Source organism: Streptomyces sp. NPDC044106, assembly GCF_056433985.1.
The window spans coordinates 439,708-464,570 of the sequence record NZ_JBWKFZ010000005.1 but is presented as its reverse complement, the minus strand read 5'-3'; the positions used below and the strand labels follow the sequence as shown (position 1 = coordinate 464,570).

Annotated in this window: 17 protein-coding genes; 11 read left to right on the top strand and 6 right to left on the bottom strand. The window is 72.1% G+C overall.

Annotation, left to right across the window (positions count from 1 at the left end):
- Positions 1 to 3 precede the first annotated feature (3 nt).
- The gene (locus AC07DI_RS11635) at positions 4 to 2,388 is read right to left on the bottom strand and encodes a GTPase-associated protein 1-related protein (RefSeq protein ID WP_478903947.1); all 2,385 of its coding nucleotides are present in this window, start codon (positions 2,386 to 2,388) and stop codon (positions 4 to 6) included.
- A gap of 202 nt (positions 2,389 to 2,590) precedes the next feature.
- Here AC07DI_RS11635 and AC07DI_RS11630 point away from each other — a divergent pair, with 202 nt between their 5' ends.
- The 9 genes from AC07DI_RS11630 (at position 2,591) to AC07DI_RS11590 (ending at position 13,886) form a co-directional block, all read left to right on the top strand.
- Entirely contained in the window at positions 2,591 to 3,466 is an 876-nt protein-coding gene (locus tag AC07DI_RS11630; RefSeq protein WP_478903946.1) for an alpha/beta fold hydrolase, read from the top strand.
- Positions 3,463 to 4,797, top strand: a complete 1,335-nt coding sequence (locus AC07DI_RS11625; RefSeq protein ID WP_478903944.1) for a cytochrome P450 — start codon at positions 3,463 to 3,465, stop codon at positions 4,795 to 4,797. The genes AC07DI_RS11630 and AC07DI_RS11625 overlap by 4 nt, the downstream gene beginning before the upstream one ends.
- Positions 4,798 to 4,978: 181 nt before the next feature.
- Positions 4,979 to 6,043, top strand: a complete 1,065-nt coding sequence (locus tag AC07DI_RS11620) for a LacI family DNA-binding transcriptional regulator (protein ID WP_478903942.1) — start codon at positions 4,979 to 4,981, stop codon at positions 6,041 to 6,043.
- Positions 6,040 to 7,620, top strand: coding sequence for a sugar ABC transporter ATP-binding protein (locus tag AC07DI_RS11615; RefSeq protein WP_384248573.1), 1,581 nt, complete (start codon positions 6,040 to 6,042; stop codon positions 7,618 to 7,620). The genes AC07DI_RS11620 and AC07DI_RS11615 overlap by 4 nt, the downstream gene beginning before the upstream one ends.
- Entirely contained in the window at positions 7,610 to 9,556 is a 1,947-nt protein-coding gene (locus AC07DI_RS11610; protein ID WP_478903941.1) for an ABC transporter permease/substrate-binding protein, read from the top strand. The genes AC07DI_RS11615 and AC07DI_RS11610 overlap by 11 nt, the downstream gene beginning before the upstream one ends.
- A gap of 64 nt (positions 9,557 to 9,620) precedes the next feature.
- Positions 9,621 to 10,544, top strand: coding sequence for a ribokinase (locus AC07DI_RS11605; RefSeq protein ID WP_478903939.1), 924 nt, complete (start codon positions 9,621 to 9,623; stop codon positions 10,542 to 10,544).
- Positions 10,541 to 10,930, top strand: coding sequence for a D-ribose pyranase (gene rbsD, locus AC07DI_RS11600; protein ID WP_478903938.1), 390 nt, complete (start codon positions 10,541 to 10,543; stop codon positions 10,928 to 10,930). Before AC07DI_RS11605 ends, rbsD begins: the two co-directional genes overlap by 4 nt.
- Positions 10,931 to 11,126: 196 nt before the next feature.
- On the top strand, positions 11,127 to 12,473 hold the full coding sequence (locus tag AC07DI_RS11595) for a M28 family metallopeptidase (RefSeq protein WP_478903936.1): 1,347 nt from the start codon (positions 11,127 to 11,129) through the stop codon (positions 12,471 to 12,473).
- Between the two features lie 255 nt (positions 12,474 to 12,728).
- Positions 12,729 to 13,886 carry a hypothetical protein gene (locus tag AC07DI_RS11590; RefSeq protein ID WP_478903935.1) on the top strand — a complete coding sequence of 386 codons (1,158 nt, stop codon included), beginning with the start codon at positions 12,729 to 12,731 and terminating at the stop codon, positions 13,884 to 13,886.
- 247 nt (positions 13,887 to 14,133) lie between these two features.
- Here AC07DI_RS11590 and AC07DI_RS11585 read toward each other — a convergent pair whose 3' ends face one another.
- Complete coding sequence (locus AC07DI_RS11585; protein ID WP_478903933.1) at positions 14,134 to 16,605, bottom strand: ATP-binding protein; 2,472 nt, start codon at positions 16,603 to 16,605, stop codon at positions 14,134 to 14,136.
- A gap of 226 nt (positions 16,606 to 16,831) precedes the next feature.
- On the opposite strand from AC07DI_RS11585, the gene AC07DI_RS11580 reads away from it, so the two are divergent.
- Positions 16,832 to 19,879, top strand: a complete 3,048-nt coding sequence (locus tag AC07DI_RS11580) for an AfsR/SARP family transcriptional regulator (protein WP_478903932.1) — start codon at positions 16,832 to 16,834, stop codon at positions 19,877 to 19,879.
- Between the two features lie 403 nt (positions 19,880 to 20,282).
- On the opposite strand, the gene msrB is transcribed toward AC07DI_RS11580, so the two are convergent.
- From msrB to AC07DI_RS11560, 4 genes are all read right to left on the bottom strand, one after another.
- On the bottom strand, positions 20,283 to 20,687 hold the full coding sequence (gene msrB / locus AC07DI_RS11575; protein ID WP_478903930.1) for a peptide-methionine (R)-S-oxide reductase MsrB: 405 nt from the start codon (positions 20,685 to 20,687) through the stop codon (positions 20,283 to 20,285).
- 24 nt (positions 20,688 to 20,711) lie between these two features.
- Positions 20,712 to 22,118: a UDP-N-acetylmuramate--L-alanine ligase gene (gene murC / locus AC07DI_RS11570; RefSeq protein WP_478903929.1), complete on the bottom strand. Its 1,407-nt coding sequence runs from the start codon at positions 22,116 to 22,118 to the stop codon at positions 20,712 to 20,714.
- A gap of 91 nt (positions 22,119 to 22,209) precedes the next feature.
- Positions 22,210 to 22,692: an indole-3-glycerol phosphate synthase gene (locus tag AC07DI_RS11565; protein ID WP_478903928.1), complete on the bottom strand. Its 483-nt coding sequence runs from the start codon at positions 22,690 to 22,692 to the stop codon at positions 22,210 to 22,212.
- Between the two features lie 133 nt (positions 22,693 to 22,825).
- Positions 22,826 to 23,626 (bottom strand): pyrimidine reductase family protein, encoded by an 801-nt coding sequence (locus AC07DI_RS11560; protein ID WP_478903927.1) that lies wholly within the window; start codon positions 23,624 to 23,626, stop codon positions 22,826 to 22,828.
- 105 nt (positions 23,627 to 23,731) lie between these two features.
- On the opposite strand from AC07DI_RS11560, the gene zapE reads away from it, so the two are divergent.
- Positions 23,732 to 24,823, top strand: coding sequence for a cell division protein ZapE (gene zapE, locus AC07DI_RS11555; RefSeq protein ID WP_478903925.1), 1,092 nt, complete (start codon positions 23,732 to 23,734; stop codon positions 24,821 to 24,823).
- Positions 24,824 to 24,863: the final 40 nt, after the last annotated feature.

The window sequence follows — 24,863 nt, the reverse complement described above, 5'->3', positions numbered from 1 at the left end:
CGGTCAGTTCCGCTCCTGGGCCACCCGGTGGCGCCACGCGGTCCACTCCTGGACGTCCTGCTCCTCCCGCTGGAGGACGGTGGCCACCTGTCCGAGGTGGTGCTCGTCGAGGTGTCCGAGGACGGGTGCGAGGGCCCGGTCGAGGAGCTCTTCGGCGACCGCGCGCCACTCCGCGGTGACGCCGTGCCGCCGACGGGGCCGCCACAGGTAGTAGTACGCCGCCAACTCGGCCGGTCTGCCGGGGAGTTCGCGGGTCATACGCGCGCACCGCTCGTCGTCCAGTGCCTCCGCGCGGTAGGCCTCCAGCAGGTCGGGGCCCGCGACGAGGAGAATCGGCAGTCCGTGCGGGCACGCGTCGAGCGGGTTGGCCCGGGCGAGGGCGCGGCCCACCCGTTCGTCGACGCCCCGGCGCAGCACCGTACCGAGCGGTGACACTTTGCGGCGCAGCTTTCTGAGGCGTTCGGCGGACGTACCGTTCAGGGGCAGCCGGCCGTCGAGGAGGTCCTGGGCGGTCACGAGCAGTTCGGCGGTGTCGCGGTCCTGGGCGCCCAGCTTGGAGTCGTGCCGCATCTTCCGGGCGAACTCGACCAGTTCGACGTCGCAGTCGTCCGGCTCCTTGAGCCAGCCCATGACGCGGCGGCCGAGGTCGGCCTCGATGATCAGGCGGGGCGTGCAGGTGCGGGCCACCCAGGGCTGGTCGGCGCGGTCCGGCGAGCCGTTGCGCCACACGATGCGCCACAGCAGCCGCAGCGTCGCGACGTCCTCGACCCGGTGCCCGGCGAGGAACTCGGTGAGCCGTTCGAAGAGTTCGGCGCCCCGCAGGTGGTCCGGGGGGCCGCTCCAGTGCGCGGCGGCAGCGGCGAGGCGGATGGTGAGCGGCGCGTCCTCGATGTTGCTCCGCAGCCAGTCGCCCTGGGGGGAGTCGGCGAGCGCGAACAGGCGGTCCAGCTTGCGTTCGGTGAAGTCCACGAGGAGGAGCCGGAACACCCGGCGGGTGAAGGCGACATGGCCGAGTGCGGTCAGGACCTCGACGGCCTGCGCGCAGTCGCGCCGCTCGGGGTGGAGCAGGGCGTCCGCGAGCCGGTCCATGGCCTCGGCGAGGCCGGGCCCGCCGTCGGCCCCCACGGCGAGGGCGAGCCGGAGCGGCTCGGTCCAGCTGGTGACGGGGCCGCGGAGCCGGGCGCGCAGGGCGTCGTCGGCACGGCTCCCGTACTCCTCGCGCAGCTCCCGCCACGCCTCCTGGCCGAGCGGCAGGCCTTCGAAGCCGGCCAGGTCGGGCAGGTCGTCGCGGCCGCGGGATGCGTCGAGCCGGTGTCTGACGAGGGCGAGGGCGAGGGGGCGCGCCGCGAGGGCGTGGTCGCCGTCGAGGCCGCGGCAGAGGCGGTCGAGTTCGTCGAGCGTGTGCGGGTCGCTCTCGCCCCTGCGCACGGACCGGGCGAAGGCGTCGAAGACGGCGGCCAGGGACGCACCGCTCAGGCCCGCGAGTTCGGCGCCGGAAGGGGCGCCCGTTCCGCCGGTGCCCGGCTCGCCCTCGTACGCGCCCAGGAGGAGTGGCAGGAGCGCGAAGGGGTCGTCGGGCCGTGCCGTCGCGCCGGGCACCGGGCGCGGCGGGTTCCCCGCGAGCCACCGCTCGGCCGTCAGCCGGGCCCAGGCGTCGGGCTCGGCGGGCGGCGGGCTCTCCGGCCCGCCCGTGCTGTCGTGCACGCGGTACAGGTACTCGACGGTCGCGTCGTCGGAGCGGTCGAACACCACGTCCGGGCCGATGCCGACGATCTGCTGCGGGGCGCGGCGCGGGTCGGTGGTCCACGTCGTGAACGTCAACGCGGGGACGTACGCCTCGGGCAGTGAGGCGCAGGCGAGCGCGACCCAGCGGGCCACGGTCTCCGCGTCCTCCTCCACGAGGACGATCTGCCGCCCCGCCGGGTCCTCGAAGAGCCGGCGCACATCGGTGAGGAAGGGCGCGACGCGGTCGGCGCGCGCCCTGGCGAACTCCACGAGGAGCCCCGGGTCGAAGTGCGCCTGGCGCACGGGCAGCCCGGACTCGACGAACCCGGCGCCCAGCGTGTCGTCGCCGCTCCGCTCCCAGCCGTCGGCGCGCCAGGTGTCGATCGGCCACGCGGGCCCGGGGCCCGGGGTGTCGGCGCTCAGGTGCAGCACTTCCACACGCTGTTCCGGAAGGCCGGTGCACAGGAGCCGTCCGCCGTCCGGGAGGAGGCTGTAGCTCAGTTCGCCGCCCGCGCCCATGACACGCTCGACGGCCGCTCCCAACTCCTGTGTTTCCTCGCACGGTTGCTGCTCGGAGCCGGCCGGATCCGCGAGGATCAGGCGGGGGGCTCCGATGTCGTCCGGCTCCTGCTCGAACCGGTAACTGAGGCGACGGATGGCCATGCCACATTCTGACCACCCGCGGCACCCGCCCGCAGGCCGTCCGCCAAGTTCACCCCCGCACCGGCGCGCACCCGTCGCCCCCGGAGTCGAACGCCCTGCCGAACCACGGGCACCCTTGCGCGCCGCCGGGGTTGGGGACACCGTGGTCACGGTCCCGCACCCGGCCGGGGCCCGCCCCGCCCCGTCGGCGATCGGAGCCACAGTGACCCCCTTCCCGCTCCCCCACACCCTGCTCGGCGAGGGCCCGCACAAGGTGATCGCGGTGCACGGCTGGTTCGCCGACCGGACGGCGTACGGGCCGGTGCTCGCGGATCTCGACGGCGGTGCGTTCCAGTACGCGGTGGTGGATCTGCGCGGGTACGGCGAGGCCAAGGACGCCCCCGGCGCGTACACGACGAGCGAGGGCGCAGCGGACGTGCTCGGGCTGGCAGGACGGCTCGGCTGGGAGCGGTTCTCGCTCGTCGGGCACTCCATGGGCGCCGGCGTCGTGCAGCGCGTCCTGGCCGCGGCGCCACAGCGGGTGCGCCGCCTCGTCGGGGTATCACCGGTACCGGCAACCGGCCTCCAACTGCCGCCCGACCAATGGGAGTTGTTCGCGGGCGCCGCGCACACCCCGGAGAACCGCCGCACCATCATCGACATCACCACGGGTGGCGTACGCCCCCGGGCCTGGCTGGACCGGATGGTGCGCCGCTCCCTCGCGGTCAGCGACGCCAAGGCGTTCCGCGCCTGGCTGGACTCCTGGGCGTGCGACGACTTCCACGCCGAGGTCGCGGGGTCGCCGGTCGCGGCACTCGCCGTCACCGGGGCGCTGGACCCCGCGCTCTCCGCGGACCTCATGCGCGGCACGTGGCTGCGCCACTACCCGCGGGGCGAGCTGGCGGAGCTGCCGGGGGCGGGCCACTACGCGATGGACGAGGCACCGCTGGAACTGATCCGCACGGTGGAGGACTTCCTGCGCGCCGACGAGGGTGCGGGCGGGGGCCCGGACGCGGTCGGTGGGGGCTCGGACGCGGCCGGTGGGGGCTCGCTCGACGAGGGGCGCGCTCCCGACGCCTCCCCGGGCGGCGCCGCATGACCCTGCGCGACCGCGAAGGCGACCGCGACATACCGACGGGCACACCACACGTCCCCGACGTCTTCGATCCCCGGCTGTACGCGGACGGCGTCCCGTACGACCGCTACCGCGTGCTGCGCGACCACCACCCCGTGGCCCGGCAGGAGGAACCGGCGGTGCTCGGCTGGCCCGCGGGCCCCGGCTTCTGGGCGGTCACCCGGCACGCGGACGTGGTGCGCGTCCTGAAGGACCCGGCGACGTACTCCTCGTACCTGGGCGCCACCCAGATCCGCGATCCCGCGCCGGACGATCTGCCGTTCATCCGCCGCATGATGCTCAACCAGGACCCTGCCACGGTCTCCCGCTGCCCCTCGGGCGGAGCGGGCGCCACCGACCACGGCAGGCTGCGCCGTCTGGTCAGCCGCGCGTTCACGCCCCGGCGGACCGCGCGCCTCGGGGCGGGGCTGCGCGAACGGGCCAGGACACTCCTGGGCGCCGCCGTCGAGCAGGCCCGGACGGGCGACGGCACCTTCGACGTCGTCAGCGCCGTCACCGACGAGTACGCCCTGCTCAACCTCGCCGACCTGCTCGGCGTCCCGGCGGCCGACCGCGGCCTGCTCCTGCACTGGACGCGCCGGGTCATCGGCTACCAGGACCCGGACGAGGCGGCGGCACCCGTGCCCGGCCCCGACGGCGAGCCGCTGAACCCGCGCTCGCCCGCGATGCTGCGCGACATGTTCGCGTACGCGCGGACGCTGGCGGCGCACAAGCGCGAGCACCCGGGCGACGACGTCCTGACGACACTCGCAGCCGACCCCGAGCTGACCGGCCCCGAACTGGAGATGTTCTTCTTCCTGCTCACCGTCGCGGGCAACGACACCGTGCGCGCCGCCGCGCCCGGCGGCCTCCTCGCGCTCGCGCGGAACCCGCGCGAGTACGAGCGGCTGCGCGCCGGGGCGGTCCCCGCCGCCTCCGCCGTGGAGGAGCTCCTGCGATGGCACCCGCCGGTACTCAGTTTCCGGCGCACGGCGACCCGCGACACGGAGCTGGCCGGTACGCGTATCGCGGCCGGTGACAAGGTCGTCGTCTTCCACGCCTCGGCCCACCACGACGAGCGCGTCTTCACCGACCCGCACCGCCTGGACCTGTCCCGCTCCCCCAACCCCCACGTGGCGTTCGGCGACGGCCCGCACGTCTGCCTGGGCGCCCACTTCGCCCGCCTCCAGCTACGTGTCTTCTACGAGGAGCTGGCCCGCACGCTGCCGACCCTGCACATCACGGAACCGCCCCGCCGACTCGTCTCGCACTTCATCAACGGGGTGAAGTCGCTGCGGGTGGAGGCGGGCGGCTGAGGGATCGGCGCCCGCGTCGTCCGCCCACCCCGAGCGGGGGCGCGCGCCGCTCCGCCGCATCCCGCCCGCACATCACGATCAGATCTCACTCACTCCCCGCGCCCCTCCCACCCCTTGCCACACCCGCGTGTAATCGTTTCCAATCCTCCGTGTAATCGATTCCACGAGGAGGTGGACCGAGATGGCCCAGGGTTCGGCGGGCATCAAGGACGTCGCGGCCGAGGCCGGTGTGTCCGTCGCCACCGTGTCACGCGTGCTGAACAGCCACCCCTCCGTCAGCCCGGCGTCCCGCGCCCGCGTGCTCGCCGCCGTCGAGGCGCTCGGTTACCGGCCCAACGCCGTCGCCCGGTCCCTGCGCACCGACCAGACCCGGACCCTCGGGCTCGTCATCAGCGACGTACTCAATCCGTACTTCACGGAGCTGGCCCGGTCCGTCGAGGAGGCGGCCCGCGCGCTCGGCTACAGCGTGATCATCGGCAACGCCGACGAGCGGCCCGAGCTGCAGGACCACCACGTACGGACCCTGCTCGACCGGCGCATCGACGGCCTGCTCGTCTCCCCCGCCGACGGCGGCTCGCCGCTCATGCTCGACGCCGTCCGCGCCGGCACCCCGATGGTCTTCGTCGACCGGTGGATCCCCGGCGTCGACGTCCCCGTCGTCCGCTCCGACGGGCGCGGGGCCGTCCGCGACCTCGTCGCCCACCTGCACGGACTCGGCCACCGCAAGCTCGCCATCATCGCGGGCCCGGCCGCCACCACCACCGGCAGCGAGCGCGTCGAGGCCTTCCGTGAGGCGCTGCGCGAGCACGGCACCGCGCTGCCCGACGCGTACATCGGGCAGGGCGACTTCCAGGCCGACAGCGGGCGGCGCGCCACGACGCGCTTCCTCGCCCTGCCCGAGCCGCCCGACGTCGTCTTCGCCGCCGACAACCTGATGGCGCTCGGCGCGCTTGACGCCATCCGCGCGCACGGCCTGCGCGTCCCGCACAACATCGGGCTCGCGGCCTTCGACGACATCCCCTGGTTCGTGCACACCGATCCGCCCGTCACCGCGATCGCCCAGCCGACCGCCGACCTCGGCCGGGCCGCCGTGCGGGCGCTCGTCGACCGGATCGAGGGCAGGCGCCCGCAGTCCGTGACCCTGCCCGCCCGCCTCGTCGTCCGGCGTTCCTGCGGCGAGGAGGACACCCCGCCCCCGCCGCACGCACCCGACGAGACACCCTCCCGACGAAGGAGCAACCCGTGAGCAGCCAGAGCGAGTTGCTGCGCATCGAAGGCATCCGCAAGACGTTCCCCGGCGTCGTCGCGCTCGACTCCGTCGACTTCGATCTGCGCCGCGGCGAGGTGCACGTCCTGCTCGGCGAGAACGGCGCGGGCAAGAGCACCCTCATCAAGATGCTCTCCGGCGCCTACCGCCCCGACAGCGGACGCGTCCTCGCCGAGGGCCGCGAGGTGCGCATCCACGGCGCGCAGGACGCCGAACGGCTCGGCATCGCCACCATCTACCAGGAGTTCAACCTCGTCCCCGACCTGACCGTCGCCGAGAACATCTTCCTGGGCCGCCAGCCGCGCCGCTTCGGTCTCGTCGACCGGAAGAGGATGGAGGCCGACGCGGCGGAGCTGCTCCAGCGGGTCGGCGTACACGTGTCGCCGCGCGCCAAGGTGCGCGAACTGGGCATCGCCCGGCTCCAGATGGTCGAGATCGCCAAGGCGCTGAGCCTGGACGCGCGCGTGCTCATCATGGACGAGCCCACCGCCGTCCTCACCTCCGAAGAGGTCGACAAGCTCTTCCGGATCGTACGCACGCTGCGCGAGGACGGCGTCGGCATCGTGTTCATCACCCACCACCTCGAAGAGATCGCCGCGCTCGGCGACCGCGTCACCGTCCTGCGCGACGGCCGCAGCGTCGCCCAGGTGCCCGCGTCGACGGACGAGGACGAACTCGTACGCCTGATGGTGGGGCGCAGCATCGAGCAGCAATATCCGCGCGAACGCCCGGACCCCGAAGGCCCCGGTCCCGAACGCCCCTCCCCCGGGCCCCCGTTGCTCCGCGTCGACGGTCTCACCCGCGACGGCGTCTTCCACGACGTCAGCTTCGAGGTGCGGGCCGGCGAGGTCGTGGGCCTCGCCGGTCTGGTCGGCGCGGGCCGCACCGAGGTGGCGCGCGCCGTCTTCGGCGCCGATCCCTACGACACGGGCAGCGTGGCCGTGCACGGCGAGCGGCTGCCCCGGCACGACGTGAACGCGGCGATGGGCGCGGGCGTCGGCCTGGTCCCCGAGGACCGCAAGGGCCAGGGGCTGCTCCTGGACGCGTCCGTAGAGGAGAACCTCGGCCTGGTGACGCTGCGTTCGGCGACACGCGCCGGGCTCGTGGATCTGAAGGGGCAGCAGCGCGCGGCGGCCCGGATCGCCGAGCAGCTGGGGGTGCGCATGGCCGGGCTCGGCCAGCACGTGCGCACCCTCTCCGGGGGCAACCAGCAGAAGGTCGTCATCGGCAAATGGCTGCTCGCCGACGTCCGGGTCCTCATTCTCGACGAACCGACGCGCGGCATCGACGTGGGCGCGAAGGTCGAGATCTACCAGCTGATCAACGAGCTGACGGCCGCCGGGCACGCGGTCCTGATGATCTCCAGTGACCTGCCCGAGGTGCTCGGCATGAGCGACCGGGTCCTTGTCATGGCCCAGGGCCGGATCGCGGGCGAACTCACGGCCGAGGAGGCGAGCCAGGACGCGGTGATGGCGCTCGCCGTCACCACCTCGGCGGTACGGAACGAAGAAGCGGTACGGAACAAGGAAGAGGCGGAGGGCACCCGTGGCCACTGAAACCCTGAAGCGCGACGCGGGTGGCGCACCGACGCTCCGCCGCGTCCTGCTCGACAACGGCGCGCTCAGCGCCCTGATAGTCCTGGTCGTGGCGATGTCGCTGCTCTCCGGCGACTTCCTCACCACTCAGAACCTGCTCAACGTCGGCGTACAGGCCGCGGTGACCGCGATCCTGGCGTTCGGTGTCACCTTCGTGATCGTCTCGGCGGGCATCGACCTGTCGGTCGGCTCGGTGGCCGCGCTTTCGGCCACCGTCCTGGCCTGGACGGCGACTTCGCAGGGGCTGCCGGTATGGCTCGCGGTCGTCCTCTCCGTCGCCACCGGCATCGCCTGCGGATTCGTCAACGGCCTGCTCGTCTCGTACGGGAAGCTCCCGCCGTTCATCGCGACGCTCGCGATGCTGTCGGTGGCCCGCGGCCTCTCCCTGGTGATCTCGCAGGGCAGCCCGATCGCGTTCCCCGACTCGGTCTCGCACCTCGGGGACACCCTCGGCGGGTGGCTGCCCGTCCCGGTGGTCGTGATGGTCGCGATGGGCCTGGTGACGGCGGTCGTCCTCGGGCGTACGTTCATCGGCCGCTCCATGTACGCGATCGGCGGCAACGAGGAGGCGGCGCGCCTGTCCGGGCTGCGCGTCAAGCGCCAGAAGATCGTGATCTACGCGCTCTCCGGTCTCTTCGCGGCCGTCGCGGGCATCGTGCTCGCCTCCCGTCTGGTCTCCGCGCAGCCGCAGGCCGCCCAGGGGTACGAGCTGGACGCGATCGCCGCGGTCGTCATCGGCGGCGCGAGCCTGGCGGGCGGCGTCGGCAAGGCGTCCGGCACGCTGATCGGCGCGCTGATCCTCGCGGTGCTGCGCAACGGCCTCAACCTCCTCTCCGTGTCGGCCTTCTGGCAGCAGGTCGTGATCGGTGTCGTCATCGCGCTCGCGGTCCTCCTGGACACGCTGCGGCGCAAGGCGGGCGCGACGCCCGGCGCCTCGTCGGGCACCTCCGGCGGCGTGCGGGGCAAGGGGCCGCAAGCGCTGAAGTACGCGGTCGCCGCCGTGGTCGTGGCGGCGGTGATCGGCGCGGTCTCCTTCTTCGACTCGGGCTCGTCCGGCACGAGCACGAAGATCGGCATGTCGCTCTCCACCCTCAACAACCCCTTCTTCGTCCAGATGAAGGAGGGCGCGCAGGCCGAGGCCGAGAAGTCGGGCATCGACCTGACCGTCACCGACGCCCAGAACGACGCCTCGCAGCAGTCCAACCAGCTGCAGAACTTCACCGGCGAGGGCGTGAAGTCGATCATCGTCAACCCGGTGGACTCCGACGCGGCGGGCCCCGCCGTGCGCGGCGCCAACAAGCAGGACATCCCGGTCGTCGCCGCCGACCGCGGGGTGAACAAGGCGGAGACCGCGACGCTGGTCGCCTCCGACAACGTCGCGGGCGGCAGGCTGGCGGCGAAGACGCTCGCCGAGAAGCTCGGCGGCAAGGGCAAGGTCGTCGTCCTCCAGGGCACGCCCGGCACCTCCGCGAGCCGCGAGCGCGGGCAGGGCTTCGCCGAGGGCATCAAGGCGTACCCCGGCATCGACGTCGTCGCCAAGCAGCCGGCGGACTTCGACCGCACCAAGGGCCTGGACGTCATGACGAACCTGCTCCAGTCCCACAAGGGCGTGGCCGGCGTCTTCGCCGAGAACGACGAGATGGCGCTCGGCGCGGTCAAGGCGCTCGGCGACAAGGCGGGCAGCTCCGTCCCGGTGGTCGGCTTCGACGGCACCCCCGACGGTCTCAAGGCGGTCGGGGCGGGCACGCTGTACGCGTCCGTGGCGCAGCAGCCTGCGGAGCTGGGGAAGATCGCGGTCCGCAACGCGGTGCGGTCGGCGCAGGGCAAGAAGGTGCCGGGGACGGTGAAGGTGCCGGTGAAGGTGGTCACGGCGAAGAACGTGCAGGACTTCTCCTGACCGACGGCCGCTCCGGGTACCGTCACATCGGCACCTCATCGTACGAAAGCAGGAACAAACACCCATGAACGACGACTACGAGCTGCTGGTCGTGGGCTCCGCCAACGCCGATCTGGTGATCGGCGTGGAGCGCCGCCCCGCGCCCGGCGAGACGGTCCTCGGCTCCGACCTGGCCGTCCACCCCGGCGGCAAGGGCGGGAACCAGGCCGTCGCCGCCGCCCGCCTCGGCGCCCGCACCGCGCTCCTCGCCCGGGTCGGCGACGACGCCCACGGCAGGCTCCTCCTGGACGCGCAGCGCGCCGCGGGTGTGGACACCGTCGGCGTCCTGGTGGGCGGCGCGCCCACCGGCGTCGCGCTGATCACGGTCGACCCGTCCGGCGACAACAGCATCGTCGTCTCGCCCGGCGCCAACGCGTGCCTGACCCCCCAGGACATCCGGGCGGCGGGCAGCCTGCTCGCGGCGGCCCGGGTGGTCTCCAGCCAGTTGGAGATCCCCCTGGACACGGTCGCCGAGGTCGTCCGCACGCTGCGGCCGGGAAGCCGCTTCGTCCTGAACCCCTCGCCGCCGGCCCCGCTGCCCGCCGAGGTCCTCGCCTCGTGCGACCCGCTGGTGGTGAACGAGCACGAGGCGCACGTCGTCCTCGGCGAGGACGCGGGCGACGCCCCCGAGGAGTGGGCGCGCGGACTGCTCGCGCTCGGCCCGCGTTCCGTGGTGATCACGCTGGGCGCGCAGGGGGCGCTCACGGCGGACGGCACCGATGTCGTACGGGTCCCGAGCCCGAAGGTCGACGCGGTGGACACGACCGGGGCGGGCGACGCCTTCACCGCGGCGCTCGGCTGGCGCCTGGGTCTCGGTGAGGACCTGGCGACGGCGGCGGCGTACGCGGTGCGGGTCGGTTCGGCCGCGGTCACCCGTAAGGGGGCGCAGGACTCGTACCCAACGGCCTCGGAGCTCGCGGCGACCGTCCCCGAGGTTCCGGCGCCGTGAAGAGGTCGGGCATCCTCAACCGTCATCTGGCGGGCGCGCTCGCCGAGTTGGGGCACGGTGACACGGTGCTCGTCTGCGATGCCGGCATGCCTGTACCGGCCGGGCCGCGCGTGGTCGACCTGGCGTTCCGCGCCGGGGTCCCCTCGTTCGCGGAGGTCCTCGACGGCCTGCTCGACGAGCTCGTGGTGGAGGGCGGCACGGCGGCGCACGAGGTGCGGGAGGCCAACCCGGCGGCGGCGCGGCTGCTGCGGGAGAGCCTGCCCGCGCTCGGCCTCGTGCCGCACGAGGAGCTCAAGCGGCGCTCGAAGGAATCCCGCCTGGTGGTCCGCACCGGCGAGGCCCGGCCGTACGCGAATGTGCTGCTGAGGTGCGGGGTCTTCTTCTGACGCGGCGGGAGCGCGGGCGGGTCGTCCGCTATCCGGACGCGGTGGACCGCAAGGGGACCGGTTCCCCCTCTTGACGGCGGGTCGTCCCGCCCTCAACATCAGGCAACGCACAGCTCCAAAGGCGCCCCGCGGCACCCGCGTCGCAGGGCGCCTCGCACGTTCCGAACCTCCCACTGTCCGGAATCCGGAGCCCCACATGAATCTCTCCAGACCCGCCCTGCCCCGCACCCTCAGACGGGCCGGCGCCGGCGTGGCCGTGCTCGCCGCGGCCGGCCTCCTCGCCACGACCGCGCCCACGGCCCTCGCCTCCCCCTCCTCCGCCGCCCGCCCTTCGCCCACCCTGGCGGCGCCCGACATCCCCCTCGCCAACGTCAAGGCGCACCTCTCCCAGTTGCAGTCCATAGCCTCGGCCAACGGCGGCAACCGCGCCCACGGTCGCCCCGGCTACAAGGCCTCCCTCGACTATGTGAAGGGCAAGCTGGACGCGGCCGGATTCACCACCCGCATCCAGCAGTTCACGTCCAGCGGCGCCACCGGCTACAACCTGATAGCCGACTGGCCGGGCGGCGACGAGACCAAGGTCCTGATGTCGGGCGCCCACCTCGACAGCGTCTCCGCCGGCCCCGGCATCAACGACAACGGCTCGGGTTCGGCAGGCATCCTGGAGACCGCGCTCGCCGTCTCCCGCGCCCAGCTGAAGCCCACGAAGCACCTGCGGTTCGCCTGGTGGGGCGCCGAGGAGCTGGGCATGGTCGGCTCGCGCTACTACGTCAACAACCTGCCGTCCACCGACCGTTCGAAGATCAACGGCTATCTGAACTTCGACATGATCGCCTCCCCGAACCCAGGCTACTTCGTCTACGACGACGACCCCACGATCGAGAAGACGTTCAAGGACTACTACGCGGGCCTGAACGTCCCGACCGAGATCGAGACCGAGGGCGACGGGCGCTCCGACCACGCCCCGTTCGACAGCGCGGGCATCCCGGTCGGCGGCCTCTTCAGCGGCGCCGAGCGCACCAAGTCCAGTGCGCAGGCCCAGAAGTGGGGCGGCACGGCGGGCCAGGCCTTCGACCGCTGCTACCACTCGTCCTGCGACACGTCGTCGAACATCAACGACACGGCCCTGGACCGCAACAGCGACGCCATCGCCTACGCGATCTGGAACCTGGCGGGGGACACGCCTGTCCCGCCCGGCGACACGTACGAGAACACCACGGACGTCGCCATCCCGGACAACGGCCCCGCGGTGACCTCGACGGTCAACGTCACCGGCCGCACCGGCAACGCCCCCGCGACCCTCAAGGTCGACGTCGACATCCGCCACACCTGGCGCGGCGACGTGGTCATCGACCTGCTGGCCCCCGACGGCACCGCGTACCGCCTGAAGAACTCGAGCGGCAACGACTCGGCGGACAACGTCGTCGCGACGTACACGGTCAACGCCTCCAGCGAGCCGGCGAACGGCGCATGGCAGCTGCGGGTGCAGGATGTGGCGGCGCAGGACACGGGCTACATCAACAGCTGGAAGCTGACGTTCTGACGCGCTGAACCCGTCCGGCGCAGACCGCTCCTGCAAGGATCCCGCAAGCGTCGCGCAAGCTTTCCGCCCGTGCTCCGGGGCACCCCCGACCCGAAGCACGTCACCCGACAGGAGACCACAACACCGGGGGGAACAATGGCGGTTCACAACAGAAGCGTCGCGACAGCGGCGTTACCCGGATCCGGAGTCAGCTCCGGATCCGGGGACGCCTCGCAGTGGCGGACCCTGCCCCACTGCAAGCGCGTTCTCGTCGTCGTGCACACCGAGGTGTACGGCAGCCGGCTGCGGGAGCTGCTGCCGCTGCTGGAGTCGGACCTACGCATCCAGACCCACTTCACCGTCGCCCCGCACGCCTTCAACGCCGGGGTGGAGCGCGTCCTGCGCACACTGGGCAACACGGTGCTGCCCTGGGAGGCCGCGCTGCGCATGGAGTTCGACCTCGTCCTCGCGGCCGGCTCCCAGGGCGTCCACCGGCTGCGCGGGCCGTTGCTGCGCATTCCGCACGGCGCAGGACACATCAAGCTGTCCCGACTCGCGGACCACCGTGACCCGGGAGCACCCCGCACCGTCGGCGAGCTGGGGCGGCAGTATCTGACCCGGCACGGGAAGGTGGTGCCGAAAGCCCTGGCACTCGCCCACCGCGAGGAGCTGGCCACCCTGGCCCGCACCTGCCCGGAGGCCCTGCCCGTCAGCGAGGTGGTCGGGGACGCCTGTCACGACCGGCTCGTGGCGAGCCTGCCGCTGCGCGGGCGCTACCGCACGGCGCTGGGCCTGCGCCCCGGGCAACGCCTGGTCCTCGTCTCCTCGACCTGGGGCCCCGGCTCGTCGTTCAACGGCCTGGACGCCCTCCTGCCCCGCCTCCTGACCGAACTCGACCCAGCCCGCCACTTGGTGGCGATCCTGGTGCACCCCAATGTCTGGTCCGGCCACGGGGACTGGCAGGTGCGGTCCTGGCTTGCCGTCGCCCAGCGGCGGGGCATCGTCGTGCTGCCGCCGGACACCGACTGGCGCGTGCCGCTGATCGCCGCGGACTGGGTGATCGGCGACCACGGTTCGGTCACGCTGTACGCCACGCTCACTCCCGCGACCCTCTTGCTGGCCCGTTTCCCGGTCACGGACATCAACCCCGATTCACCCGCGGCCGAGCTGGCCAGGACCGTGCCCGCCCTGTCGCCCGTGCACCCGTTGGCCGAGCAGCTCGCCTATGCGCGTACGGAGTGTCCCACCGAGGAATACGAGCGGATCGGGCGACGCATCTCATCCGAGCCGGGCCGGTTCGCTCGCAACGCGCGAAAGTTGATGTACCGGTTGCTCGGTCTCGGCGAGCCCGCCTACGAAGCGTCGTTGCCGTCGCTGCCGGTTCCGGTGGGCCTGCCTGGCGCGGCGTCCGCCGGTGAGGAGGTTCCGGCATGAGCGCGCTCATTCTTTCCGACGGACCGGTGATCGTCTGCCTCGACTGCCTGCGGCCCTGCCCGGCCACCGGACGGCGAACCGGCGAGACCTGGCGGCAGTGCGCCGACGTGCTGTACGCGGACCTCCCGCGCCCGCGCCGAGCAGCGGCGTCGCTGGCCGTTCGGGCCCTGAAGCGTTATCCGGGATGCGTCTTGGTCGTGGTGCGCCGGGCAGAGGGCGGCTGGTGGTACCGCGCCCGCTCACGGCCTCATCCCGTGCCCCTCAGCCGCTCCTCGAGCCGCCGCGCGTCCGGTGCTCCGGCGGCCCGGTAAAGGGCCAGGGACCGGGCGTACCAGCTCCTGGCCCGCTCCGGCTCGCGCCGCTCCTCGGCCGCCTCACCGAGGAACTCCAGGACGCGGGCCTGCCAGTGCAGGGAGCCGGTGGCCTCGAACTCCGTTAGGGCTTCCGTCAGTTGGGTCTCCGCGGCCACCACGGCGGACGCGTCGTCGCCGGCGCAGCGAAGGGCGGCCTGCCCGAGGAAGGCCAGGGCGCGGGCGGCGTCGTAGGGGTCGCCCTCGGCCAGGAGGTCCGCCCGGGCCGCGGTCAGGTGGGGCAGTGCCTCGTGCGGGCGCCCGTCGGCCAGCGCCACGTCTCCCAGGCAGATCCTGGTCAGGGCGGCGCCGCGCCGGTAACCGATCGCTTCGCGGAGCGGCAGGGCCAGCCGGAAGTAGCCGGTGGCCTCCGCCAGCCGTCCGGCCAGCCGATGTGACTGCCCCAGGCCGTGCAGGGCCTGCGCCTCGGCACGGCGGGCGGCGGACAGCGCCTGCCGGTCCACGGGGCCTGCCACAGGGGTGGCGCCGCCGCTCTCCAGCGAGGCCACCCGCTCCCGTGCCACGTCCAGTGCCCGGCCGAACCAGCCGACCGCCTCGTCGTGCCGCCCCGCGTTGCGCAGCCCGGCGCCACCTGAGGTCAGCATCTGCCCCTCGGCTTCTTTGTCACCTGCGCGACGAGCCGCTTCGAGACCTGTCTCATGTGCCTCGATCCACAGGTCGTACGGGCGCAGGCGAAGGAAGAGCGGGAACATCGCATCGGCGAGCATCCACGCCGTGTCGTCCCATCCGTGCTCCACCGCGGCACGCAACGCGGCCATCAGATGGTCCCTTTCGGTGTCGAGCCAGTGGAGCGCGCCGGGTGCGTCCTCGAACGGCGGACGCTGGGTGGGGGGATGGGCGTAGCGCCGGGCCAGGATGCGGTGGCTCGGCGTCAGCAGAGTCTCGGCCTCGGTCGCGGCGGACAGGTAGTAGTCGATCACGCGCCGTACCGCCGCCTCGGCGTCGGCGGGCCCGTCCCGCTCGACGGCGAGCTGTGCCGCGTGGGCCCGCACCAGGTCGTGGAAGCGGAACCGTCCGGTACCGGTGCGCGGGTCGGGACCCAGGTCCTCCAGGAGATTGACCTCGGCCAGCTCGTCGAGGAGCCGGTCCGCATCCTCCCTTCGCAGCGAGCAGGCCTCCGCCGCGGTCTCGGCGCCGAGCAGGGCAACCGGGGCCAGGCCAAGCCTGCGGTAGCCGCGTGCCTGTTCGGCCGGCAGCAGGCGGTACGACGTGTCGAGGGCGCCGCGTACGGCGTACTCTCCTTCCACCCGCAGCGCGTCCAGGGCACCGCGGCCCCTGCCGCCCAGCGCTCCCGCCATCGCCGCCAGCGGTTGCCGGGGCCGCGCCGCCACATGGGCCGCGGCGACGCACACCGCGAGAGGCAGCCCCGCGCAGGCCCGTGCGACCTTCAGCGCGGCCTCGGGTTCACGGGAGACCCGGTCCCGGCCGATCCGCCTGCGGATCAGTTCCACCGCGTCGTGAGTGGCGAGGACCCCCAGCGGGTGAAAGGACGCGCCGTCCATACCCAGACCGCTCAGGCGCCCTCGGCTCGTCACCGCTGTCAGCGCCCTGGCGCTACCGGGCAGCAGCGGGCGGACCTGGGCCGCGCTGAGCGCGTTGTCCAGCAACAGAGCGATCCGCCCGCCGGCCGTGGCCGATCGCCACAGGGCGGCCTGTTCCCCGAGGTCCGCGGGAACCCGTTCCTCTCCGATGGCCCGCAAGAACTGCCCGAGCAGCTCGCCGGGACGCGCGGGGGAACGGTCGGAGTGCCCTCGTAGATCGGCGTACAGCTGTCCGTCAGGGAAGTCGTCGACCAGCCCGAGCAGCCAACGGCGCGCCAGTGTGGTCTTGCCGACACCGGCGGCGCCGCTGATGACCGCGATCACCGGTTCTCCCGGCGAGACCCGCAACGTGTGATCGAGCGCGGCCAGCTCCCGCTCGCGGTTGGTGAAGTGGGCGGGCACGGGCGGTAGTTGGCGGGGTACTACGCGCGCCCGTGGCGTGGAGTGGATGTGCACCCCGCCGTGGATGCCGTGTGCCTGGACGACGGAGCCCTGCACCTGCGCGGTGCCGCCGATGGAATTGGCGGCCTCGGCCGGAGTACGGGACGGTGTTCCGTCGAGCCAGTACCTCAGCTCCCGGGCCAGCCGCGGCCGGGTTGCCGCCTGTTCGGCCAGGGCGACGGCGAGGCGTCCGATCAGCTCAGCGCTGTCGGCGTCCGGCTGCGGCGTCGCCCATGCATCGACCAGTTCGGCCGCCATCGCGTCCCCCCAGGCGTGCACGGTGACCAGGAGGGCGCGTGCCGCTCGCGGGCGAGCGGCCGCCAGCACCAGGGCGGCCTGCAGCTCCAGGGCCGTCACCTGGTCCATCGCGCCGTCCTTTCCCGAGTCCCACGGCTCACGCCACGTGTCGCGAGTGACTGGGTCCTACCCTCCCGCTGTTCCCGTCAGACCGAATAGCTCGACATGGAGACCAGTTACGCCAAAACAAGCCAATGACATGAACCATCTAGCGCCACTATTTGAACGATATTGACCTCATGCGATTCTTTGACGCCTATTCACAACACGGGCCGACCGGCGGACGGGGGCACTGGTGGAGATCGGAATTCGTGTCCTGGGAACCGTTGCGCTGGAACGTGACGGGCATATCGATCTCCTCGGTTCCGCAAAGGAGCGCCTCCTGCTCGCGGCCCTCTCCCTCGACGCGGGCCGTCCCGTCTCCCTGGACACCCTGATCCACCGCCTGTGGGAGGAGGCCCCGCCCGCCAAACCGCGCGCGGGCCTGCATACGTACGCGGCCCGGCTCCGCCGCCGCCTGCGGACGGCCGGCAGCAGCGATCTGCTCGTCCAGCGGGCCCACACGTACCTGCTCGACGTCGGTCCGGAACAAGTGGACTGCCATCGGTTCGACCAACTGACCGCACGCGCCAGCTCCCTCTCCGACCGCTCCGACGACGGTGCAGCCCTGGACCTCTTGCGGGAAGCGGCCGCCCTGTGGCGCGGCGAGCCACTGGCCGGGCTGAGCGGCCTGTGGGTGGAAAGCATCCGGGCGACCCTGTCGCAGAAGCAGCTGGCGGCGCACCTGACCCGGTTCCGGATCGAACTCCGCAGAAGGCACTTCGCCGAACTCGTGCCGGAGGTGGCCGCGCTGTTCGACCAGTACCCCGGCGACGAGACGCTGGCCGCACAGCTCATGACCGCGACGTACGGCTGCGGACGACAGGCCGAGGCCCTTCGCGTGTACGAAACCGTCCGCCGCCACCTCGGCGAACACCTCGGCACCGACCCGGGCGAGCCCCTCACACGCCTGCACCGCCTCATTCTGAACGGTGCGCCTCTAAGGGAACTACTGCCCCACCGCACCCCGCAGGCCGCCGCTCCCCACACTCTGCCCCGGCACGCCGACCTCGTGGGCCGCCAGGACGAGTTGGCCGCAATAACGCGGGCCGCCGGCCGGTCGACCGGCACCGTGATCGCACTGCAGGCCATCTCCGGGATGGCCGGGGTCGGAAAGACGCTGCTGGCCCTGCACGCGGCCCGCAGCCTGGGACCGCATTTCCCCGATGGTCAGCTCCACCTGGACCTGCGCGCCCACTCACCCGGCCGGGCGCCCCTCACCACCCGGGCCGCCCTGACCTCGTTGCTGCGGATGCTCGGAGTGCCGCCGGGGGACCTGCCCGACGAGCTCGACGACCTTGTCGGTCTCTGGCGCACGCTGCTCAGCCACCGTCGTGCCGTCATCGTCCTGGACGATGTGGCCGATCCCGACCACCTGCGTCCGCTCCTGCCCGGCCCCTCCCCTTCACTGATGATCGTCACCAGCCGCCGTCGGCTCTCCGGGCTACCCGGTGTCCGACCGGTCCTGCTCGATGTGCTCCCCCAGGAAGATGCCGTCGCTCTCTTCCTGGACCTGGTCGGCGAGCCCTGCCGCGCACGGAGCCACGAGGTCACGGCGATCGTCCAGCTCTGCGGCCGACTGCCCCTGGCGGTCGAAATCGCTGCCCGGCGCCTGGGGTCCCGTCCCTCCTGGACGGCCGGCCATCTCCTGCGCCGGCTCACTCACGGACACGGCAGACTACGGGAGATCAGGGACGGCACCCAGGAGATAGCCCGGGCATTCGAGGTCTCCTACCGCACTCTCAGCGTCGAGGAGAGAGCGGTATTCCGCATCCTCGGCCTGCAACTCGGCCCTGATTATGACGCATTCACGACGGCCGCTCTTGTGGATCTGCCGCTCGACCGTACCGAACGTGTCCTGGAAGGCCTCCTGGACGCCCACCTCATCCAGGAACCGGAGCCCGAGCGGTACACCACTCATGATCTCCTCGGTGAATATTCGCGCATGCTGGCGTCCTCCGAACTGGAATCCGTCGAACGGAATCAAGCACTCCACCGGTTGATCGATTTCTACGTACAGGCATCCGACGCGGCGGACCGGTTGATCGCCCCTCGCCGCCCGAGAGCGATCCATTCCCGCCGCCTTTCCGCGCACCGGATGCCCACATGGAACAGCCCGGCCGACGCCCGGCGCTGGCTGGCCGCCGAGTGCTCCGGGCTCATCGCGGCGGAGCGCCACTGCCGGACCCACGGGCGGCCGCACGAGGCGGCGCTCCTCGCCGGTTCGCTGGCGGGCTTCCTCCACGAGGAGAGGTACTCGGCCCACACCCAGGGCATGCACCTCGCGGCCGCGGCGCACTGGCGGGCCCAGGGCGACCCGGAGGCCGAGGTGTACGCGCTGATCGAACAGAGCACCGCGCTGTCCCGCAGCGGCCACCACGACCAAGCCCTGTCCACACTCGGGCAAGCACTGCGGACGGCCCGGACCATCGACGACACGACGGTGGCCGAAGTACTGCACGCCCGGGGGGTGCTGCGGTGGAACCTCGGCAGGCTGGCAAAGGCGCGCGCCGACCAGGAGGACACCCTGGCGCTGCGCACGCGCGCAGGTGATTCCTGGCAGATCGCACGATCCGAGAACAACCTGGGGATCACGCACCTCTATCTCGGGAACTTCAAAGTCGCCCACGAGCACTTTCGATCCGCACTCACGAGATTCCGCGCGGTGGGCGACACTCACGAAGAAGCGCATGTGCTCAACAATCTCGCGGACCTTCACCTGCACACCGAAGAGAGAGAACAGGCGCGAAATCTACTGCAGGAAGCCCGGAAGTTACTCGCGGTATCCGGCACTGCGGCGGAGCACGCCATGGCTCAGGTCAATTTGGCCAACACGATGAATGCGTCGACGGAACTCGATGACATGCTCGACATGTACCGGGATTCACTCACTTCGTTCCACCGTCTCGGCGACCGCAGAAATGCCTCGATCACTCTCCACGGAATGGGGAGCGCCCTGCACACGGCGGCCCGCTTCCGCGAAGCGGCCGAGCATCACACGCGCGCCCTGGAGCTGGCCAGGAGCATCGGCGCCACGCACGAAGAGGCCCAGGCCCTGCACGGCCTGGGGGCGGCCGAGCACCAGTTGGGGCAGTCGGCCTCCGCGGCCGCCCACCTCACCGCGGCGGTGGCCTCGGCGGAGCGCTCGGGGGCTGCTGACGAGGCGGTTCGAGCGCGGATGAGCCTCGCCGAGGTCAAGTCGGAATCTACTGTTCCGGATGCTGGCCGGGAACGGCTTCCGTAAAGGCTCTCGCTCTACCAGATCAGACGCCCCTCAGGGGGCGGATCAAGAAGTTCTTCCGCGGGCTTGCGCCGCCCTTTACCGCTGGGCCAATATCCCGACGGGACGTGGAACCACTTCGTCCGACCGCCTTGCACTTTTTGGAGAAACAGCACAGATGCCGAGCAAGAAGGTACCGGGACCCAGAAAGAACGTCCCGTCACTCTCCACCGTCATGCACGCAGCCATTGCCGTGGGGATATTGATTTGCATGCCGAGCCTGGTCGGCTCCGGCACGGGGAAGATGACCCCGAAGAACACCACTCAGGCCTCGGCTCCCCACCAGGGAACCCTCCGCGCTTGACGGCGATTCGGCACGGCGACGGCGACCCCGCCGCCGTGCCCACGCAGGCCGCCCGCCGGAGGCTCAGTCCTCCGCCGCCAACCGCAACGAAATGCTGTTGATGCAGTACCGCTGGTCCGTCGGCGTCGGGTAGCCCTCGCCCTCGAAGACGTGGCCCAGGTGCGAGCCGCAGCGGGCGCAGCGCACCTCGGTGCGGACCATGCCGTGCGAGGTGTCCTGGATCAGTTCGACCGCGTCCGTGTCCTTGGGATCGTAGAAGCTCGGCCAGCCGCAGTGGGACTCGAACTTCTCCTGCGAGGTGAACAGCTCCGCGCCGCAGGCGCGGCAGGAGTAGACGCCCTTGCTCTTGGTGTCCGTGTACTCACCCACGAAGGCCGGCTCCGTGCCGGCCTGGCGCAGCACCGCGTACTCCGAAGGGGTCAGTTCGGCGCGCCACTGCTCGTCCGGCTTCTCGACGTCGTACGACATGGGTGGAATCCCCTCAACTTCGGTCTACTGCTTCGACAGCTCGGCCAGGATCTGCGGGCCGAGGTCCGTGACGTCGCCCGCTCCCATGGTGAGAACGAGATCGCCGGGCCGGGCCATTCCCGCGATCTCGCGCACCGCCCCCGCCTTGTCGGGCGCCGCCGTCACCGCGGCGCCTGCCTCGCGGGCGGCGTCGATGATCAGGGTGCTGGTGATGCCGGGGATCGGGTCCTCGCGGGCCGGGTAGATGTCCAGGACCACGGAGGAGTCGGCGAGGGCCAGCGCCTGGCCCATCTCGGTGCCGAGCTCCTGGGTGCGCGAGAAGAGGTGCGGCTGGAAGAGGACCAGGATGCGCGCGTCGCCCGCGGCGGAGCGCATCGCCTCCAGGTCGGCCGTCATCTCGGTCGGGTGGTGCGCGTAGGAGTCGATGACCTGGACGCCGGCCGCCTCGCCCTTGAGCTGGAGGCGGCGCTTGACGCCGGTGTACGACTTCAGGGCGCCGGCCAGGTTCCGGGAGGGGATGCCGAGCGCGATGCCCGCGGCGAGGGCGGCGACCGCGTTGTTCGCGTAGTGGCGGCCGGGCACCGAGACCTGGAAGGTGAGGAACTTGCCGTCGAGGACGACCGTGACCTCGCTGGTCAGGCCGCGTGCCGTGATCTTGTGGATGCGCAGGTCGGCGCCTTCGGCCTCGCCGTACGTGACGATCTTCAGCTCGCCCAGGTCCCGCAGGCGCCTCGTCAGCTCCACGGCGCCCGGCTGGTCGGCGGAGATGACCAGCGTGCCGCCGGGCACGACCTTGCCCGCGAAGATCTCGAAGGATTCGTAGATCTCGTCCATCGACGCGTAGTTGGCGTGGTGGTCGAGCTCGACGTTGAGGACGATGGCGACCTCGGGCGTGTACTTGTGGAAGCTGCGGTCGCTTTCGTCGGCCTCGGCGACGAAGATGTCGCCCTCGCCGTGCAGCGCGTTCGTGCCGGGCGCGTCCAGGTCGCCGCCGATCGCGTACGACGGGCCGAGGCCGAGGGTGGAGAGGGTGACGGCCAGCATCGACGTCGTGGTCGTCTTGCCGTGCGTACCCGCAACCGCGATCGGACGCAGCCCCTCCATCAGGGCGGCCAGGGCGTCCGAGCGGTGCACGACGGGGATGCCGAGTTCGGTGGCGCGGGCCAGCTCGGGGTTGTCGGCGCGGATCGCCGAGGAGACGACGACGCAGGTCGCGTCGGTGGCGAGGTGCGCGGCGTCGTGGCCGATGTGGACCGTGGCGCCGAGCGCGCGCAGCGCCTGGGCCGTGGCGGACTCCCGGGCGTCGCTGCCCGCGACCTTGGCACCGCGCTGGGCCAGGATCTTCGCGATGCCCGACATGCCGGCGCCGCCGATGCCGATGAAGTGCGGTCGGTCCATGTCGGCCATGGACTGGGGCAGGCCGGGTGCCATGCGTGTGTCTCCCCTGGTGTTACGACGAGTGAGCGGGCCCCAGCCTATTGCCTCCCGCGACGCGCGAGGCCCGAGGCACCCGGCGCCGTGCCTACGCCTCGTCCGCCAGGCTGTGCGAGAACAGCTTCAGGACCGGCACGCCCACCTTGTGGCGCGCCCGCGAGGCCCAGTCCCGGTGGAAGAACTCCTCCACGTAGTGCGGGTCGGTCAGAACGATCACCTCGTCGGCGTCGGCCTCGCCGACCAGCGTCTTGAGTGCGTCCAGTGGGTGATTCTCGATGAGCCGCCCCTGTGCCGCGCAGCCCGCCGCGCGCAGTGCCGTGAGGGAGACCTGCAGCGCCCGCTCGCCGGGGCCCGCCGCTTCCGCCCCCTCGGGGGTCTCGCCCTCGCGCGCCGCCTCGTCCAGCTCGCCCAGGGCGACGTCGTCGATGGCCCGCAGGAGGCGGTCCGCCTGGTCGCCCCTGGGCTGGAGCAGCACGTGGAAGGCGACCGGCTCGTCCCCGTGCAAAGTGGTGACGAATTCAACGTCGGCGGACGTCAGGGCCTTCTCGATCATCAATACGCTTGTGAACACGCCAGGCGCCCTTCTCATCCGTGGGCCGTGCTGAAGGCCCGTGCGGAAACCATCCTGCCCCGTGACCGCACGGGGACTGCGAGATCTAGTGTGCCCGGCCGAAGACAAACGGAACGGCCGACTCCGCTTTTTGTCAGGTACGGCGGTACCGAGTGAAGAGAAACCCGGCCTCTTCCAGGACGGCTGTCAGGACGAACCGCTCCGGTACCGCGAGCGCGGACCCGCCCGCGATCCGCTGCGCGTCCCCCGCCGTGAGCATCGGCGACACCGTCAGGCAGAGCTCGTCCAGCGCCCCGGCGGCCACGAACTGGCCCAGGAGGCGGGGCCCGCCCTCCGTGAGCAGCCGCGTCAGCCCCCGCTCGGCGAGGGCCGGGGCCACCCGCTCCGGCTCCACCGTCGCGCCCTCCCCGGCGAGCACCACGACGGCGCCCGCCTTCTCCGCCGCGTCGATGCGGTCGGCGGGCGCGGCGGCCCCGGTGACCAGGAGCGTGGGCGTCAGGGGCGCGGTGAAGAGCGGGAGCGAGAAGTCCAGGTCCAGGCCCGCGCTGACGACCACGATGGCGGGCGCCGGTGACTGTCCGGCCGCGGCCCTGTGCCGCTCGAAGGCCGTACGCGCCTTCGCGGGGCGGTAGCCCTCCTTGCGGACCGTCTCGGCGCCCACGATCACGGCGTCGGCGAGGGCCCGCAGCGTGCCGAAGATCCGCATGTCGGTGTCGCCGGAGATCGGGTGGGAGCGGCCGTCGTGGTGGGCGGCGCCGTCGAGCGTGGAGACCATGTTGGCGCGCAGCCAGGTGGCCTCCCCCGCGGGGTAGCGGTAGGCATCCGCCAGCTCGTCGAGGCTCCACTCGCGGTCGGCCGCGCGGATGTCCGGCCCGTGGGCCGCCCGGTCGGTGACGTCGGCTGTCTGATCGGTCACAGGGAACAGGCGTCGCATATCCGCAGTCTCGCATGCCCCTCAAGAGCCTGTGTCGCATCTCCGGCCGGGTGGGCGCCGCCCGGCACGCCCGGGGATATGACACAGGCTCTAAGCTGGGTAACCGTGTCGTCCTCCACCTCCGCGCCCCAGCACGGCCACATAGCCGAAGTGGCCCCGCTCTCCCTGTGCGCCCGTGAGCCCCATGTCCCCGCCGACCGCCTGGTCGCCGAGATGGTGCCGCCGCCGCGCTTCGACTCGGTGCGCTTCGACACGTACATTCCGGACCCGAACCAGCCGAGCCAGACCGAGGCCGTCCGCGTCCTCGGCGCCTTCGCGGCGGGGCTCGGCGGGGCGCACGCCTCCGGGTCGGGCAAGAAGCGGTGGTTCCAGAAGAAGGCCGCCGCCCCGGCGGGCCCGCGCGGCATCTACCTCGACGGCGGCTACGGCGTCGGCAAGACCCACCTCCTCGCCTCCCTCTGGCACGCGGCGCCCGCCGCGCCCGGGCAGAAGGCGTTCGGCACCTTCGTCGAGCTCACGAACCTGGTCGGCGCGCTCGGCTTCCAGCAGACCGTGCGCACCCTCGGCGACCACCGGCTGCTCTGCATCGACGAATTCGAACTGGACGACCCGGGCGACACGGTGCTGGTGTCGTCCCTGCTCAGCAAGCTCGTCGAGCAGGGCGTGGCGCTCGCCGCGACCTCGAACACGCTGCCCGGCAAGCTCGGTGAGGGCCGGTTCGCGGCCACGGACTTCATGCGCGAGATCCAGGGCCTGTCGTCCCACTTCAAGGCGTTGCGGATCGACGGCGAGGACTACCGCCACCGCGGTCTTCCGGAGGCTCCGGCTCCGTATTCGGAGGAGCAGGTCACCAAGGCGGCGTACGCGACCGAGGGCGCCTCGCTCGACGACTTCCCGCACCTGCTCACCCATCTGGCCAAGGTCCACCCGAGCCGGTACGGCGCGCTGACCGACGAGCTCGCCGCCGTCTGCCTCACCGATGTGACGCCCGTGCCCGACCAGTCGACCGCGCTGCGTCTTGTGGTGCTCGCCGACCGGCTGTACGACCGAGAGGTACCGGTGCTCGCCTCCGGTGTGCCCTTCGACCGGCTCTTCAGCGAGGACATGCTGAACGGCGGATACCGGAAGAAGTACTTCCGCGCCATTTCGCGGCTCACGGCGCTCGCACGGGACGCCAAGGGGCTCGTGGGCGAGTAGCCCGTGGCCCCCGACCGCTCAGTGGGGCCGCGACGCGACG

Excerpts from the sequence above, each read along its gene's own strand:
- AC07DI_RS11635 (WP_478903947.1), bottom strand. The coding sequence starts at position 2,388 with ATGGCCATCCGTCGCCTCAGTTACCGGTTCGAGCAGGAGCCGGACGAC.
- AC07DI_RS11625 (WP_478903944.1), top strand. The coding sequence starts at position 3,463 with ATGACCCTGCGCGACCGCGAAGGCGACCGCGACATACCGACGGGCACA.
- AC07DI_RS11620 (WP_478903942.1), top strand. The coding sequence starts at position 4,979 with ATGGCCCAGGGTTCGGCGGGCATCAAGGACGTCGCGGCCGAGGCCGGT.
- AC07DI_RS11605 (WP_478903939.1), top strand. The coding sequence starts at position 9,621 with ATGAACGACGACTACGAGCTGCTGGTCGTGGGCTCCGCCAACGCCGAT.
- AC07DI_RS11595 (WP_478903936.1), top strand. The coding sequence starts at position 11,127 with ATGAATCTCTCCAGACCCGCCCTGCCCCGCACCCTCAGACGGGCCGGC.
- AC07DI_RS11585 (WP_478903933.1), bottom strand. The coding sequence starts at position 16,605 with ATGGACCAGGTGACGGCCCTGGAGCTGCAGGCCGCCCTGGTGCTGGCG.
- msrB (WP_478903930.1), bottom strand. The coding sequence starts at position 20,687 with ATGTCGTACGACGTCGAGAAGCCGGACGAGCAGTGGCGCGCCGAACTG.
- murC (WP_478903929.1), bottom strand. The coding sequence starts at position 22,118 with ATGGCACCCGGCCTGCCCCAGTCCATGGCCGACATGGACCGACCGCAC.
- AC07DI_RS11560 (WP_478903927.1), bottom strand. The coding sequence starts at position 23,626 with ATGCGACGCCTGTTCCCTGTGACCGATCAGACAGCCGACGTCACCGAC.